Consider the following 13,751-nt stretch of genomic DNA (forward strand, 5'->3'; position numbering starts at 1 on the left):
TAAGGCTGGACGTTGGGCAAGAATGGATCGAGGCTTGAGACTTGCACGTGAAACGGTGTGGTGGGGCCAGGCCCCGCGGGGATTAAACCCACGACTGCTTTGCCGAGAATAGGTTGTCGGGATGATCCCGACTACGGATGAAATAAAAAAAGAGAGGCAATCTCCCGGAGGGAGTTGTCTCTCTTTGTGCGTCAGGCGACGCGGAGGAGGGCGCCGGTGAAGGCGAGCTTGCCTTCAAGGAGCGCCAGGGCGAGTTCCTCAACAGTGTACGTAGCGTTTTCGTGGCTTGGTTCGAGGATGGCGTTGCCGCGAAGGTGCCGGATGACGTATGCCGTCAGTACCAAGTTGCGCAGGTAACGCATGTCTTCGAGGATCGGGAGGTCGGCTGCGCTCGATGGCGCCGACGCTATGCGCAGGAAACGGTGCTCTGCGAAGAAGTGGTCCAAATCGGACTGATGCTTCGCGTAAGTGTCCGCGATCAACCCTGCGAGCTTGCTCACCAGCTTGTCTTTTGCCCCGGTCATAGGGACCCCGTGTTCACGAAGCACTTCCCGGAGTATGTCGCCGCTGCACCTGCTTGTCGGATACTTGCCGATGTGGAAGGCGCGCACTCGAGACGGCTCGACCTCGGCGGTCGCTGTCGGAGGCCCTTGCTTTGATGTGTAGTTCAACGATGGAAAGGTGGGAGCTCCCTCATTGCGTTCGAGCATTTCTGTGAGCTTGTCCACCGTAGTGCGGAACACGAATCGGCGGTCGTCAACTCGATAGCGCATCGCGAACGCCTCCGCAGCAGCCCGTTTCGCGACACTGTTATTACCGAGATCAGGCCGAAACGTAAGCATCTTGCCTGTTCGTGTCACATGCCACTGCACGTGCGTGCCGCAGACGTGGGGCTTGTCCGACTTCATGATGACCGCGAAAGTCAGTGCCCGAATTTCCGGGACTAGGCGCAGCCGTCCGTCGTTGTCGGCAAATTGCGACAGCGCCGAGGCCAACCGGAAATTCTGCGTTGGAATTCCCTCGCTGACGAGCAACTTGTCATGCTGCTCAAAATCTTCCAGCGAGAGAATTCTGCCCAAGTCGTAGCCGTCGATGTCGTCGTAACTGGACAACTTGATGGACTTGTCCTTGGACTTCAGAAACTGACGCAACGCTTGGAACCCGTAGTGAGATTTCTCCGCGAGCGTCTTGGCGACTCCGTGGGACCACCGGGCGCGCAACCGTTCCTTGGCAATGCCAAGCAGTTCGACGTACGAGAGGCCGACCACGAAGTATATGCCCTCTTGGACGGCCTTCAACGTTCTCTGGAACTTGCTACTACTCTTGTCTATCCAGATATAGCCGCTGTCGGCGATGATGTCGTGACTGTGGCCCATCGGAACGAGGTCAGTTACTTTGGCTTCCTCGCAGTTCATTCGTTGAACGAAAGCATCTAGTATGGATGGGTGCTTGTCGGGGTCCCAGGGATGCACGCCTCGCGTCAGCACGTCGGCAATCGGTACATCGACTAGCTCCCAGTGCAAGCGCTTGAACCGTGGAATTTCCGGATCAGGTTCGAGCCGGAATCGGAACGTCTGTAGCGCGCTCATGCGGCCTTACCTCCTTTGTTTGCATCCGGAGCGCCGGCAAGAAGGCGCTCGAAGGTTTCAAGGTCCTCTTCGATGGCGCGGCCGGTTTCGCGGATAGTTTTTGGGTTGACGTTTTGCGAGTCAATGAGCTTTCGGACACGCTGGTATGCGATTAGCTTCGAGAGGTCGCTGTCGCGGTCAAGCAAACGCTCGACCTCCTCGATGTACTCGATTGCATCGTCCTCGAGCCGCGGAACACAGGCCGTACTCAGCGTCTCCGGCGATACCTTGGCGCAAAGTGATGCCAAGAGTTCCTGCGGTACCGTTCCTGGCCGGCGCGCTTCGACTTGAAGCGCTGTGTAGGCCAGGAGTGAGATGTCCCGGTCTTCGGCCATGAGGTCTGTCCACGCTTTGGACAGGGCGAACCCACCGAGATCGTGTGCGAGTAACAGTTCGACTTTCCGCATCAGGTCGCTTGTCGTGAACAGCTCATAGATGAGGTTCACGGCATTCAACTCGGCGCCATCGGCGAAATAGTGGCTGAGCAGGTCGAAGCACACCTCCATTTTGTGCACGGCTTCGTCGCGCTTGAGCGAAGCGTCGTTCAGTCCGACCGGTATGCTTGACTGCACGACGTATCGTGCTGAACCGACGAAATCCGGAGCCGGAACGCAATGCGCCTCCGCTTTTGCAAGTTCGATGGCGCGGTTGGCGAGCAGGTTCCGATAGATGAACCCGAGCCTGCGGCCGTCGAGCGCCACTTCACCTTTGGTCTCGCGCATGAGCAGGTCCGCGAACTTGGCGAGGAACTCTGCCAATGTGGGCAACTGTTGCTTGAGACCGAGGAAACGTGCGCCAGCCGCCGTGAGCAATGTGCGCATTGATGAGCCGGTGACTTCCACGTCCTCTTTGGGTACAGTTCCCGCAGTGGCACCGCCGGTCCATTCGACAAGGCTCGGCGCGTCGTCACCGTTGATATGGGTCGCTACCCGAATTCTGTCTTCCTCTTCCATTTGAAGTACGTCCGGCGGATAAAGGAAGAACGCGAAGCGACCGATGAGCGCGTCGTCCAGCGCCTGGGTCGCGCTATAGCTGAGCGGATTCATGGCACTCCACACCCACTTCACGCTTGTCGTGAAGCCTCCGATTTTGCGACTCCGGATAATCTCGAGCCATTTGGACTGAAGTTCTGGTACCGCGCGGTTAAGTTCGTCGATGAGCACGAGTTCCTTGTCCCAAATTGTCACAGGACTTGCGACATACTCGACAACACCGTGCTTGAGCTTTTCCACGTTTGGATAACCCAGCACGTCTTCGAACATGGCCTTCGAGGCGTCGTAGACGAGGAACTTGCGTCCCAAGGCCTGCGCTACCTTGTTGGCCACATGTGTTTTGGCGCAACCAGCGTTGCCGATGAGCAACAACGGATCGCCGGTTAGGAGAGAGGCCAAGACGAGATTTTCGTCGGCTTCCTTCCAGCCAAAGATACCGAGTTTGGACAGAATCATGATTCTTTCCTCCTTGCTGTTCAGAAACAGTTGATGTGAGTTGAAAGACATCCCAACCGAGGAATGTCTAAGACGGTGATTTCACTGAGTTGAGGCTGTACTTGCGGACTCTTGCCTATCGCCAGCTACTCGCCACGAACTGAAACGGAGACCTCGTGTACTCCGCTTAAGAGTCACAGTTTGAGGACGTCGAGCCTGTGCGAGACGAAAAACTGACGAGGGACGAGCAGGTGCAAAGGCCCAGGAAGGAACCAAAAATGGGAAGCGACGGCAAACACGACACCATCGGAATGGTGTCAGAGGCGCGGATACTGGCGCGCGAGAACCACTACATGCGCCACTTTGGCCCCATGACCAAACCCCTCGCGCATTCGACCGACAAGCAACCGGTCCACGTGGACATCTACCAATTCGAGCCGAATGCGTCACGACCGTACTGGAAGCTTGTGACCGGCGGAATGAGCGACCTGCGCCAGAACATCCCAATACCGGTCGCTGAGTTTGCCGCGCCTCGCGCCGAGCTTCTCATGTACGCCACAGAACCTAAGCCGTGGATGTTTTCCGTCCTCAAAGCGCTGGCCGAGTATCCGTCACGAACCGGCAACTATCTGCACTGGCTTCACACGTGGACCAATGACGTGCCGCTAACCGAGACGCCGTCTGAGTACACGAGCTGCCTGTTTCTGCCGCCCCGCCTTGAAAATTCCTCGTTTAACGAGCTTCAGGTCGAGGGCGACCGGGTCGACTTCCTTTGGATGATCCCGATCACAAGCGCGGAACGAGATTACGCCGCTGAGCGTGGCAGCGAACACTTGGAATGGCTCTTCTTCCGGTGCGGCGTCGACCTGATCGCTAACGATTGCCGTGCCCCTGTCGTATAATCCAGCGACCGAGCCTCCACGCCTACGCTTTCAGTCAACCTTATGAAGCACTATGGCTCGAGTTCAGTCTGGAAGACTAAGAACTCAGTGCCGTTGCCTGACTTGGCTTCCCGGTCATCTTTGTCCTTGATACCGGCTTCTTTCAGCCAAGCCTGCTCCGCTTTTCGCGCCGAAGCAGCTCGGCGAAAAACCCGGGCGTCCGATACGATTCCCTGGCAGGTTTCGACGGTTACGTACACGTTCATGGTTCATCACCTCCTTTCTTGTTGCTTTCAAACAGCGGCGGGGAGACATCCCGTTAGGTGGATGTCTCCCGCCAGTCGATTGACTCTTCAGCGTCAGCCTTTCAGGTCACACTCCCAGACGGCGATGCCGGTGCCCCAGTCAGATTTCTGCTCACGCTCCTTTTCGTCTCGGATGTTAGTGGCGCGCAGCCACTTCTTCTCCGCCTTTGCCGCCGCTTCCGCGGTGCGAAACGTTTGGACGCCGCGCACGATGCCGTCCTCCATGGGGACCAATACGTGCACAGTTTCCGCCCGGGCAGTTTTGACCGGATATCCCAGGTCCACTTCCTGTACACGGTCCTGTGGGTTCCGCACTTCAAAGTGCGTTGCCCAGGATTCGGGGTTCCGATGTATCTCGAGCGCCCGACGCGCTGCGTCCTCTGGCGAGTCCGCGTCGAGGTCGATGGTCCAAGTCACTCTGTATTCCATAGTTTCACCTCCTTCTGGTTTCTACTCGACCTTGCTCAACTGTCCTGCTCGGTCAAGTGGCTTTACGAACTTGCGACGGCCCAGTTATGATGGATAGCGACACATGCAGTGAACGGCCACGATCTGTGGGGATTTCAAAGATGAGCGTCATGCACGAGTACCTCAGCTTCAAGGCCGAAAACAGGCTCAACACGCGGGTATTCGGCGACCGGGTCCGTCTACAGCGATTCTTACGGGACCGTCTCGACGGTATCTGGAGTGAGCGTCCGAAGTTCTCCAACGGCGGATTACTTCGGAATTACATGACGGGATTCGCGTTGGGATTCGCTTATTACGATTGCCGTCCCACCAAGTTCTGCGAACTGCGGTGTTACGGCCTGCCGCTTGCCGGTGCGTTTGACTACAACATGCTGCGCCTTGGCGTGATTACTTCGGAATCGCTGAAGACGGGTGACCCACGATTCCTAGAGCCCCTATCGGAGCGGTTGAAACATCTCCAATATCTCAAGATCGGACACTGGGGAGACGCGGCGCCGGAGCAGATACCTGTCATCACGAACCTGGTGACTCAACACTCGAATACCACATTCTGGTGGTACACGCGAAAACAGGAAATCGCGAAAGCCGTGAACGACTATCGCCTTCCCAATCTCCGCGCGTATCTTAGCCTTGATCCAAATACTCGCTATCCGTCCAGCGCGAAATACCCGTATGGAATCACGTATTTCTTTGGGGATGGACTCCGTCATGAAAAACACGAGGACATTCTGAGGGATCGCCGATTAGTAGCCCTGTTCGTGCAGAAGAAGGGCGCGTCCCTGGAGGATCCGCTCGATTATGGAGTCGAATCTCATCCCAAACTATGCGAGGAGAAAAGGCTCGTCATTTCAGGCGTAGAAACACATGAAATGTGCTTGTCTTGCGTGGGCCGGTGTCGGTATGGGACACCAGGTGAGATTGCTGAGCAAGAAGACTGGAGGGGAGGCCACGAGATGGAATCTTCATGACCTCCCGCCCGCCTAGCCCACCTAAACGCCTCACATCTTAGTGCGTCACGTCTTCAAGCTGGACCACATCCCCTATGGGTTCGAATTCCGGACAATCTTGTTTGCCGCCGAACAGCACGGTCATCATCCTAACCTTTCGGCGCTTGAGTTCATCCTGGAGTTCGGGTTTCAAGCACGCGTAGCCGTCGGTGAGTACGACGGCCTTGTCGAGTGCGCGCTCGAAGATGCTGTTGGCGATGCAGTTGAAGTCGGTTCCATACGTCGTCTTCACGGCGCCCTGCAACAGGGAATGAAACGGGACCTCGACGACTTGGTTGCTGAAGAGAAACATGGTTGTCAGGTCCGTGCGAAGGCTTTGCAGCACACCGATGATTTCCGGCAAGTGTTCGTTCACACTCCCGGACACGTCCAAGTACACCGCCAGACCTTGTTTCTTCGTCGTGACGCCGGTCGCACGGTTCCGGTAATGGAATGGCACGATGCCGGCGGAGAGCAAAACAAGGTCACGTTTCGAGGGGTGAATCGGGATGGGCGAAACGCACACCCGAGCGTGATGCATGGTGTTCCGGAAGTTGTCCACCTTCTGGCGTGTAGCAAACTTCTGAAGCAGCGCCTTCTTGATGGACAGGTGCGTCTTCAGGGCATCAAAGAACAGTTCGTACAGGTTCATGCTGTAGCCGGCGTTCGGTCCGAGATTGCGCTTGACTGCTTTTTTGAGGTCTTCGGCCATTCGCCCGAGATCCTCTGCGGACAGACCTTGAAGGCTGACTCCAGCGCTCGCTTCTCCGTCCTTACCGCCAGTAGCTCCGTGGCTACCTAGCAAGACGACAGCGTGCACATCAACGGTAGGCGTCAAAACCTTCAAAGTCTGAATGACTTCGCCGGTGCTGAGCCACTTGTCATGCCGTCGCCCATAGCTGTAAAAAGCATCGTAAAGTGAGTCGTACCTGCTGTCGCGCATCCGGCTCATGGGCCTGAGCAGTCCATGGATGCCGTGCGGTTCGTAGAACTTCTTGAAAAGACTGCCCTCGCCGGAAGCACGAGCAAACAACTGGCTGATGCTCGCGTTGATGACCATGTCCGCGGCAACGTTTTCCAATTCACCGGCGCCGTGAACGAAATGGCCGAACATCGGGTGCATCAATTCGTGCATCACGAGGCAAAACAGGTCCTCCTCGCTAGTCACGTAGCGGCCCACGAACTTCGGCGCGTATTGCATTCGGCCGTCGGCAGTGATACATGCTGTGGCGCAGTTCGGGTCTTCCTCGACCCGCTTGACGAACGAGCCAACAAAACTGTCCCGTCCAAGCGCGTTTCTGAGCACGCTGCGGACGATATCCAAATTGATTTTCATCGTGTATATCCTCCAATGCTGACGCCCCGAAGGGCGTGTCTAGCTCCTTCGGGGCGTCGCGGTTTCGTTTCAGTGAACTTTGAAAACGACGTTTCCCTTACCTGCGCAAAAGCAGTAGCGGCACTCGAAACAGGACTTGGCGATACCGCTCTGGTGCAGGCAGGGAACGCCGTGAGCGCGCGGATCGATGTCCAGGTAAGCAACACGCCAACCAGGTGGCGGGTCCGGCATGCCGGGGTCGACTGACGCAAACAGATGGACGTTGGGCCGTATGCGAAACTGCTCCAGTGCCGCTAATAACGAGGGCACGGTCCAGGAGCGCGTGTACGCCCAGAATTGAGTTCGTGGACGCTTCCTCGCGATACGAAGCCACGCGAGGATGTAAGACCGGCTATAGAAGTCGCCGCTCACGTGGATGCGCAATACCAGAAGATCTCTCGGTATGCGTTTGAGCATCGCCCGGACAAAGCGCCGGGGGTTCCACGTGAGCATGACGTTACGCGAATAGGCCCGCCGGCAGTCCGGCCGGATTCGCTCGAAGCGCGCCGCGTAACAGTGGTCGAGACACCATTGCGTGGCGCCTGGGCAACTGAAACGCGACGGTAGACTGAAAGTGAGGATGGGCCCCACCTTGATATTGCCTCTGCCGAGGCTGGGTTCGATGGCGATCATTAAAGTCCCTTTCCAAGAGGAAAGGGCGGAGCCGCCGAAGAATAGGCAGACTCCGCCCTTTGGTTGGGGTTGATGGAATGAGGTTCAGGTCAGGTTGACAAGAACATAGGCATCAGTCTGATGAGACTGCGGTGCGTTGCTCCCGGCATTCTTCGACATCTTCCTCGAAAAGCGCCTGGGCGCGATTCAATTCCGCAGTCCAATCATGACCGTAGGCATGGCACCAATGGTGCAACGCGATGAGGAGCGAGATGACGTATCCCTCGTGGTCGGTTTCGGGCACGTATTCGCCGGGTTGGTATCCGTCCCTGGCGGCGCGTGCCAGGATGGCTTCGCGCGCAATGTCCAGCATCAGGTCACGCGTGGTCATGGCGTCCTCCTTGTCTTTGCTCGATGGCTTCGCTGCTGCAGGGTCTGCAACGCAAGCTCGTGCATTTCGAGAAAGGCGCGCACCTGCTGCAGGCTCTTCCGATCCACGACGAATCGCCATTCGGCGTCGCGGCATAGCCGCACACATGGCTCTCCATGAACGTGCGGCCATTCCGAGTAATGGCCATTCACGGCGCAGAATCCGAGTTCGGGCTGTTGTGCAATGGGTGCGATGTCTCCGACAACCGGCACTCCAGCCTTGATCGCTTTGCTCAACGCGGACTCAACGTCGGCGAAACCGTCGCGATAGGCCAACCGCCGGCAGCCAAGAACGTTGCTGTCATCGTTACGGTCCGGCTTGCCGTAGACCTCGACGATGGCGTTTGCATCGCTCTTGGCCACGACTACTACGATTGACGCCGTGTTGTTATTCATGCTTCGTTTCCTCCACGGACCAAGTGTCGGGATCCAGTTCATGGCTGTATTCTTCGAACTCGACATCCTCGACCTCCGGCGCGCGTTGGTTAACCAACGACTTCGCGTCCTCGGGATTCGCGGCTTCGACCTTGTAGTGCCGTACGTGTACTTCCCGGACGCCGACGAGATAGGGCCTTTTCACGGACCCAGTTGCGTCGAGTCCCGTCTGGTCGAACCGAGGGCTTGATTCCAACCCGGTTGAGTGATTGGGGTGCAGCGCCATTGCGTTTCTCAGCGAATCGCGGATCATTGTCAACGCACGGATCAGCGCTACACAACTCGGCTTCTTGTTAGCGAGCATGCGCTCCGATTCAGCAAGAATTGCGTTGCAGAACTCGGACAGTACCGCGGCGACTGCAGAATCGTCGGATGCAACGTATTTCTGAGCGTCAGCATCCGAATCGAACCGGGAGCAGGCGTCACAGCGCTGAAGTTCCAGCGCGCGCGTATCCGTGTTCAGCATTACCAGCCAGCCACGACCAGTGCATTCGAAGCAGTCATGCGGATTCTGCTCGCTCATGTTCCCTCCTTTGGACGCCGCTCGGGAAAGTCACGGTAGTACTCCTCCTGGAGCACGTCACTAAACTCGTCCCGAAGAGCATCTACTTCTAACGAAGGCTGGAACACGACAAAGCTTTCGCCGTCGTCCAGATGAATGGTCGTGGCGATACAGCAGACTTCGTTCGAAAAGGACACGTCCACGACGGTGTGTCCCTTGAGCATCTTGCGGATTTCCCGCAGATGCTTCTTTCCGGCCTTCGAGCGCATGAAGCGTTCGATATCGGCCATATTGCATGCATCTCCCATGGTTCAGTCCTCCTCGTAAAGCGCCTTCCTCAAGACCGGGGCAATTTCCTCGAACTCGTGCCACGAGCCGTTGATGGAGATGCCTTTTTCGTCTTTGAGAAGGCTTTCGAAAAGTGTTCGCTCGTCTTCGGAGGCTTCGGCGATTGCCTTGGCCAGGAGTTCGAGCGGTTCTGTGGGCACTTCGTGTTCGGAGCAAGCGTCGGTGTAGCTGCGGAAGTAGTCGTCTCCTAGACGCCATCCCCAGCCGATACCGTCGTGCTCTGCCTCGAACTTCGTTCGGTTGAGGTAAGCTCGGTTGCTCATTGGGTTCTCCTTTCTGAACTGTTTTTCCCTCAGAACGCATTATCGAGTTGCCAGAAAAACGCGCTGTGTTGGTCGTACAGCGTGTCCAGCAACAGTTCCTCGTCCATGAATTGGTAGGTTTCTTTGTTGTCCAAGTGAAGGGTTGTCGCGATCCCGTTGTCCGTCGCGGTAAACCTCACGCGTTGGATGGTTCGGCCTCGCAGGTGTTCCTGGACGCCTTCCACCCAGGCGCGTCCTTCTGAACCACGCATGAACGCGCGGGTATCTTTCAGGCATCGAGAAGCTGACATTGGCTCATCCTCCCGTCCTGGAAGACGCGGACCGTGCGCTTGTCCACCGTCACGCGGACAGTGTCGTAATAGCGGTCCATCCACTGGCAGAACTTTTCCAATACTTCCTCGAACGTTTCCGGGGTGTAGTCCAGCGTGAGACAACTCCGCGGATAGTTCGCATCGTGCTGCTGGAAAAAACCGCCGGTGAAACCCTTGTCCTGGTAGTGGTCGATCGTGAACTTGGCCCGCCACGTAAAGATGGAATTGACATGGCTCCAGTGCCCTGGCTCCTCCATCAACTCCATCAGATGCCTGGCGCGTTCGAGGATAGCCTCGGGCGCCATGCTGCGCTGGGCCCAGCCGATGTAGACGCACGATCCGAGCCCGAAGGCCTTGCTTCGGTGGCCGGTCACGATGCGCCATACGGTGGGATGATCGTCCGCCCACGCGATGACGCGGGCGAGCGACGGTTCGGTCGACCGTACGTCCGCCAGTATCTCCGACTGGTGGACGCGATGAGTAACGACTTGTTCAATGGTCTTCATGGCTGCGTCTCCCTCAGTACTCGTCCGGGAGCAGCAGCGTGGTTGCGGCGCGATGCCCGTTCTGGTCGGCGGCTTCGGTGATGATCCAGATCTTAGTCTCATCACTGAGCAAGTAAGCGCTCAAGATTCGTGTGCCGATCTGAAGCGCTTCCTGGTTGGCTTGTTTGTCCTCTTCACAGACAATGCCCCAGTCGCCAGACGCGTGGCGTTGGAAGTACTCGAGGCCCGTCGTGTTGTTCCGCTGCAAGGCTTCGAGTGCGCCGGGTGTGGCCAGGATTTGGCCGAGTGAAAACTGTACTTTCTCCTTTGTACTCATGGTTCATTTCCTCCGTAAACAGTTGTGGCCCGGCAGGGTTCCTTTTCCCTGGCCGGGCCATGGTTGATGTTCAGTAGGTTTCTTGTGGAAAGGGGCCGGTTAGGCGCTAGCGGCAAGGGTTGCGGGTTGCAACGATTCCGCGGTGTCTAAGATTAGGGTCACACACTTGCAGACGCGGTCGAGGACTTCGATACAGGCCTTGACTGTGTCTTTGTTCGCGTCTTTGGCGTACGACTCGATGTACTGATAGGCGCCACCGAGGTCCGAGTCATGTTTCATGCCGAGACACTCGAGCAGGACCGCGCCGCCGAGTTCGGCAACGATCTCTCGGTGCCACTTGGCTTCTTTGAGCGCGCCCAGCTTGTGGTCTGCCGCATGGATGAGCTCGTGTGACCACGTGCTCAGGTTTTCGACGCCGAGCATGATGGCTTCGCCGGTCTGCCCGAAACGGTAGTAGCCGAGCGGCGCATGGCCGCCATTGCTGTACGACCCGAGGTTCATGCCCCAGCTTTCCGCAACTTCGACCAAGGGCAACTCTTTGATCCAAGTGTCGTAGTGGTCGTCGCCTTGGGGCAACGGATCACCTTCGGTATCTTCGACTGCAAACACTGGTACCGAGCGAAAGCCGTAAAGAATCTGGCGCTTCGACTCTTCGCCTGCGTCGTTTTTCTCGACGACGGCTTTGAGGCAGGGGGCCAGAATCCAGAGCGCTTTGCTGCCTGTACGGATCTTTCTGCCGACAGCGTTCCATTGCTTGATGCCGCGGGCATCATTTGTGCCGCAAAGAACAACAAGTAGTTGGTTGTGCCAGCTCCATTTCCTGCTGGGAACGGAAGACATTCCGGATTGCGGAACGCGTTCACGATACGTTTAGCCACGTCTTCCGTATGTTTTCCATGGAATTTCATTTCAAATTCACCTCCGTAGTTGAGGCCCGACAGGGCATGCTTGTTCCTGTCGGGCCGACGTATGTTTTGGCGGTATGGGCGTGTGAAAGTGCGCCCGTAAGTACGAACCAATGGACGGTCGTACGACGGCACGCGATGGGTTAGCGTGCTGCTCGAATCACGGTGGGCAGCCTTGTGTGGGGTGGCGTGAAATCAAACGAAGATCGGGAGCTCGCATTGTTTCAAGCGCCAGGCTCCATTTGTCCAGTCGCGTTGGGCTGGTTTGGACCGGCGCACTTCGCTGTGAGGTGTACGTCCGCGATTTCGTAGGAAAACCGTAGACGCCGCCCACAGCTATACTCGCGCTTCGCGCGGATTCGGCCCCGAACCGGGACCGAGGTTATCTCCGATGAAATCCGTGCACCGCAGTCCGGGCACGTGTCGGAGAAACATTCGCTGTTGGTCATGGCTCATCTCCTTGGTGTGGGCCCGGCAGGGCATGGCTCTTCCTGTCGGGCTGTAATGGATTGCGTGATGCGATCATCCGTTCGGCTCGTCATACGGACGTACCTTCGGACGACCGGGCAACTTTCCTCGGTTGTGGGTTGTAGAACGCGGAAATAGACGGGTCGGTACGGCGGCGGGAGTTCTTGCGATGGGTGGTGAGACTTAAGCGGAGAGTGTGGCGGGTTGAACGGACTTCAAGGGCACACGCTCGTAATAGCGGGTTGACCTTGGGCTGTCCAGGCGAAGGAACAGGTGGGCAGCACTCTTGAAATTGCCGAACCCGACGTGCTCGAGGTCGCGGAAATCGTGAATGCTGGGCAGATTGAACTCCGGAACCGTGTTGCACCCTCCGTCGAGGATATCTTTACCCTCGCCGAGGAGCTTTTCTACGTATTCTTTGTCTGTCATGACCGGTTCAGGCTCTTCGCCTTCACCGAGATCATAGGCCCGGTGGATTGCGTCCTCCAGGCCATAGAGTGTCCACCAGCCCGAGAGTTCCACGTGCCGGCCGGGACACTCCCGCGGTGTGCCATCCATCCGTTGGCCGACGTCGATCGCCTCCTCTTTGGAGAGGCTGCCGAAATCGAGCCTGATGGTGACGCTACATTTGTTGCACTTGGTCCGAATAACCATAGTTGTCTTCCTTTCATTCGTTTCGGTTACTTGTATGTTGTATGCGGTAAGAATCAGCGAGAGCTGAAGCTCTCGTAAGATTGCTTGCGACGGAGTTCTCCGTCGGAGACCAGTTAGGGCCTCGGGTGTTTACTCGACCTCCTTTCTTCGGTGAGATGTGGGCGTCAGCCGTTCTTCCCTTGCGGGTGACTTGGCTGCGATAGCCCGGTTGGTTCGTCGTCATGAAACAGGGGCATGAGCGCGAATGCGCTGCTTTGCCGATGCCTCAAAACCACGATTTTTGTAGTTACAGGTAGGTGGTGAATAGGAGATATATAAACTTTGCGATGCGACGAACCGATGAACGTACGGTCACACCATGAGACGTCCATCCGGCAATACGATGGTACCGCGTTCTGCCCATCGGTCGAGGCGCCTGCATCGCGCTACTCGGCTTAGGGACAAAGGTGGCAGAATTCGACCCGGTGACGTTCCTGATCGTAGGTCCAGCCGGATACCTCGTGAATATGCGTGGCGCATAGGATGCGACTGCATCCGGTGCAATAAAGCGTCCTCGCCCGGCAGTATGGACAGGAAGGCCACTTTCCTGTGTTGAACCAGAGGGCTTTGCCCGATGCAACTCGAAGTTTCGAGGGCGCGCGGTCTGGCCTCACCGCTTGTCCAAGCAACACGTGCACGACGTCGGGCAGCTCGAAATCGTTAATCCTGGCCAACACGTGGTTCGTTGCGACGTCTATCCTTTCCGCGATGATGTAAAAAGTGCGGCCTTTGCGACTGCGCGTGCAGCGCCCTTCGATGAAATCGACTCCGTCCGCCAGTCTTGCAGGGTCGTCGCAGAACGGCAGCAAGAGCTGATCGGGGTTCTCACGCGCACGCACGCGCATGTATCCTCCTGCAGTTTAGCCGAAGTAGCCGTAGCGCGGTCGAAGAAC

Annotated in this window: 19 protein-coding genes; 2 read left to right on the forward strand and 17 right to left on the reverse strand. The window is 57.2% G+C overall.

From position 1 onward, the window contains the following. Window positions 1–191: 191 nt before the first annotated feature. Window positions 192–1,589, reverse strand: coding sequence for a hypothetical protein (locus HUU46_07470; protein ID NUM53466.1), 1,398 nt, complete (start codon window positions 1,587–1,589; stop codon window positions 192–194). After that, window positions 1,586–3,076 (reverse strand): MoxR family ATPase, encoded by a 1,491-nt coding sequence (locus HUU46_07475; GenBank protein ID NUM53467.1) that lies wholly within the window; start codon window positions 3,074–3,076, stop codon window positions 1,586–1,588. Before HUU46_07475 ends, HUU46_07470 begins: the two co-directional genes overlap by 4 nt. 257 nt (window positions 3,077–3,333) lie before the next feature. Here HUU46_07475 and HUU46_07480 point away from each other — a divergent pair, with 257 nt between their 5' ends. Beyond that, complete coding sequence (locus tag HUU46_07480; protein ID NUM53468.1) at window positions 3,334–3,957, forward strand: suppressor of fused domain protein; 624 nt, start codon at window positions 3,334–3,336, stop codon at window positions 3,955–3,957. A 50-nt stretch (window positions 3,958–4,007) separates the two neighbouring features. Here HUU46_07480 and HUU46_07485 read toward each other — a convergent pair whose 3' ends face one another. Together HUU46_07485 and HUU46_07490 are read right to left on the reverse strand one after the other, a co-directional pair. After that, the gene (locus HUU46_07485) at window positions 4,008–4,202 is read right to left on the reverse strand and encodes a hypothetical protein (protein NUM53469.1); all 195 of its coding nucleotides are present in this window, start codon (window positions 4,200–4,202) and stop codon (window positions 4,008–4,010) included. Between the two features lie 93 nt (window positions 4,203–4,295). Beyond that, window positions 4,296–4,670 carry a hypothetical protein gene (locus HUU46_07490; protein NUM53470.1) on the reverse strand — a complete coding sequence of 125 codons (375 nt, stop codon included), beginning with the start codon at window positions 4,668–4,670 and terminating at the stop codon, window positions 4,296–4,298. Window positions 4,671–4,810: 140 nt separating this feature from the next. Here HUU46_07490 and HUU46_07495 point away from each other — a divergent pair, with 140 nt between their 5' ends. Continuing rightward, window positions 4,811–5,677, forward strand: a complete 867-nt coding sequence (locus tag HUU46_07495) for a hypothetical protein (protein ID NUM53471.1) — start codon at window positions 4,811–4,813, stop codon at window positions 5,675–5,677. A 37-nt stretch (window positions 5,678–5,714) separates the two neighbouring features. On the opposite strand, the gene HUU46_07500 is transcribed toward HUU46_07495, so the two are convergent. The 13 genes from HUU46_07500 to HUU46_07560 all read right to left on the reverse strand — a co-directional run bounded on the left by HUU46_07500 (window position 5,715) and on the right by HUU46_07560 (window position 13,703). Continuing rightward, window positions 5,715–7,031, reverse strand: coding sequence for a hypothetical protein (locus HUU46_07500; GenBank protein NUM53472.1), 1,317 nt, complete (start codon window positions 7,029–7,031; stop codon window positions 5,715–5,717). Window positions 7,032–7,100: 69 nt separating this feature from the next. Next, entirely contained in the window at window positions 7,101–7,703 is a 603-nt protein-coding gene (locus HUU46_07505) for a hypothetical protein (protein NUM53473.1), read from the reverse strand. Window positions 7,704–7,815: 112 nt separating this feature from the next. After that, entirely contained in the window at window positions 7,816–8,073 is a 258-nt protein-coding gene (locus HUU46_07510) for a hypothetical protein (GenBank protein NUM53474.1), read from the reverse strand. Further along, the gene (locus HUU46_07515) at window positions 8,070–8,507 is read right to left on the reverse strand and encodes a hypothetical protein (GenBank protein ID NUM53475.1); all 438 of its coding nucleotides are present in this window, start codon (window positions 8,505–8,507) and stop codon (window positions 8,070–8,072) included. The genes HUU46_07510 and HUU46_07515 overlap by 4 nt, the downstream gene beginning before the upstream one ends. Next, the gene (locus HUU46_07520; protein NUM53476.1) at window positions 8,500–9,069 is read right to left on the reverse strand and encodes a hypothetical protein; all 570 of its coding nucleotides are present in this window, start codon (window positions 9,067–9,069) and stop codon (window positions 8,500–8,502) included. The genes HUU46_07515 and HUU46_07520 overlap by 8 nt, the downstream gene beginning before the upstream one ends. Next, entirely contained in the window at window positions 9,066–9,356 is a 291-nt protein-coding gene (locus HUU46_07525) for a hypothetical protein (protein ID NUM53477.1), read from the reverse strand. The genes HUU46_07520 and HUU46_07525 overlap by 4 nt, the downstream gene beginning before the upstream one ends. A gap of 3 nt (window positions 9,357–9,359) precedes the next feature. Next, window positions 9,360–9,659: a hypothetical protein gene (locus HUU46_07530; protein ID NUM53478.1), complete on the reverse strand. Its 300-nt coding sequence runs from the start codon at window positions 9,657–9,659 to the stop codon at window positions 9,360–9,362. Window positions 9,660–9,688: 29 nt separating this feature from the next. Beyond that, window positions 9,689–9,949, reverse strand: a complete 261-nt coding sequence (locus HUU46_07535) for a hypothetical protein (protein ID NUM53479.1) — start codon at window positions 9,947–9,949, stop codon at window positions 9,689–9,691. Further along, complete coding sequence (locus HUU46_07540) at window positions 9,928–10,476, reverse strand: hypothetical protein (GenBank protein NUM53480.1); 549 nt, start codon at window positions 10,474–10,476, stop codon at window positions 9,928–9,930. The genes HUU46_07535 and HUU46_07540 overlap by 22 nt, the downstream gene beginning before the upstream one ends. Before the next feature lie 13 nt (window positions 10,477–10,489). After that, the gene (locus HUU46_07545) at window positions 10,490–10,792 is read right to left on the reverse strand and encodes a hypothetical protein (protein NUM53481.1); all 303 of its coding nucleotides are present in this window, start codon (window positions 10,790–10,792) and stop codon (window positions 10,490–10,492) included. A 99-nt stretch (window positions 10,793–10,891) separates the two neighbouring features. After that, window positions 10,892–11,632, reverse strand: a complete 741-nt coding sequence (locus tag HUU46_07550; GenBank protein ID NUM53482.1) for a hypothetical protein — start codon at window positions 11,630–11,632, stop codon at window positions 10,892–10,894. Window positions 11,633–12,348: 716 nt separating this feature from the next. Then, a complete protein-coding gene (locus HUU46_07555) occupies window positions 12,349–12,819 on the reverse strand; it encodes a hypothetical protein (GenBank protein NUM53483.1) in 471 nt (156 codons plus the stop codon). Between the two features lie 434 nt (window positions 12,820–13,253). Beyond that, window positions 13,254–13,703, reverse strand: a complete 450-nt coding sequence (locus tag HUU46_07560) for a hypothetical protein (GenBank protein ID NUM53484.1) — start codon at window positions 13,701–13,703, stop codon at window positions 13,254–13,256. Window positions 13,704–13,751: the final 48 nt, after the last annotated feature.

Source organism: Candidatus Hydrogenedentota bacterium, from assembly GCA_013359265.1.
GTDB lineage: Bacteria > Hydrogenedentota > Hydrogenedentia > Hydrogenedentales > SLHB01 > JABWCD01.

Coding starts and splice junctions, on each gene's coding strand:
- HUU46_07470 (NUM53466.1), bottom strand. CDS start 1,589: ATGAGCGCGCTACAGACGTTCCGATTCCGGCTCGAACCTGATCCGGAA.
- HUU46_07475 (NUM53467.1), bottom strand. CDS start 3,076: ATGATTCTGTCCAAACTCGGTATCTTTGGCTGGAAGGAAGCCGACGAA.
- HUU46_07480 (NUM53468.1), top strand. CDS start 3,334: ATGGGAAGCGACGGCAAACACGACACCATCGGAATGGTGTCAGAGGCG.
- HUU46_07485 (NUM53469.1), bottom strand. CDS start 4,202: ATGAACGTGTACGTAACCGTCGAAACCTGCCAGGGAATCGTATCGGAC.
- HUU46_07490 (NUM53470.1), bottom strand. CDS start 4,670: ATGGAATACAGAGTGACTTGGACCATCGACCTCGACGCGGACTCGCCA.
- HUU46_07495 (NUM53471.1), top strand. CDS start 4,811: ATGAGCGTCATGCACGAGTACCTCAGCTTCAAGGCCGAAAACAGGCTC.
- HUU46_07500 (NUM53472.1), bottom strand. CDS start 7,031: ATGAAAATCAATTTGGATATCGTCCGCAGCGTGCTCAGAAACGCGCTT.
- HUU46_07505 (NUM53473.1), bottom strand. CDS start 7,703: ATGATCGCCATCGAACCCAGCCTCGGCAGAGGCAATATCAAGGTGGGG.
- HUU46_07510 (NUM53474.1), bottom strand. CDS start 8,073: ATGACCACGCGTGACCTGATGCTGGACATTGCGCGCGAAGCCATCCTG.
- HUU46_07515 (NUM53475.1), bottom strand. CDS start 8,507: ATGAATAACAACACGGCGTCAATCGTAGTAGTCGTGGCCAAGAGCGAT.
- HUU46_07520 (NUM53476.1), bottom strand. CDS start 9,069: ATGAGCGAGCAGAATCCGCATGACTGCTTCGAATGCACTGGTCGTGGC.
- HUU46_07525 (NUM53477.1), bottom strand. CDS start 9,356: ATGGGAGATGCATGCAATATGGCCGATATCGAACGCTTCATGCGCTCG.
- HUU46_07530 (NUM53478.1), bottom strand. CDS start 9,659: ATGAGCAACCGAGCTTACCTCAACCGAACGAAGTTCGAGGCAGAGCAC.
- HUU46_07535 (NUM53479.1), bottom strand. CDS start 9,949: ATGTCAGCTTCTCGATGCCTGAAAGATACCCGCGCGTTCATGCGTGGT.
- HUU46_07540 (NUM53480.1), bottom strand. CDS start 10,476: ATGAAGACCATTGAACAAGTCGTTACTCATCGCGTCCACCAGTCGGAG.
- HUU46_07545 (NUM53481.1), bottom strand. CDS start 10,792: ATGAGTACAAAGGAGAAAGTACAGTTTTCACTCGGCCAAATCCTGGCC.
- HUU46_07550 (NUM53482.1), bottom strand. CDS start 11,632: ATGTCTTCCGTTCCCAGCAGGAAATGGAGCTGGCACAACCAACTACTT.
- HUU46_07555 (NUM53483.1), bottom strand. CDS start 12,819: ATGGTTATTCGGACCAAGTGCAACAAATGTAGCGTCACCATCAGGCTC.
- HUU46_07560 (NUM53484.1), bottom strand. CDS start 13,703: ATGCGCGTGCGTGCGCGTGAGAACCCCGATCAGCTCTTGCTGCCGTTC.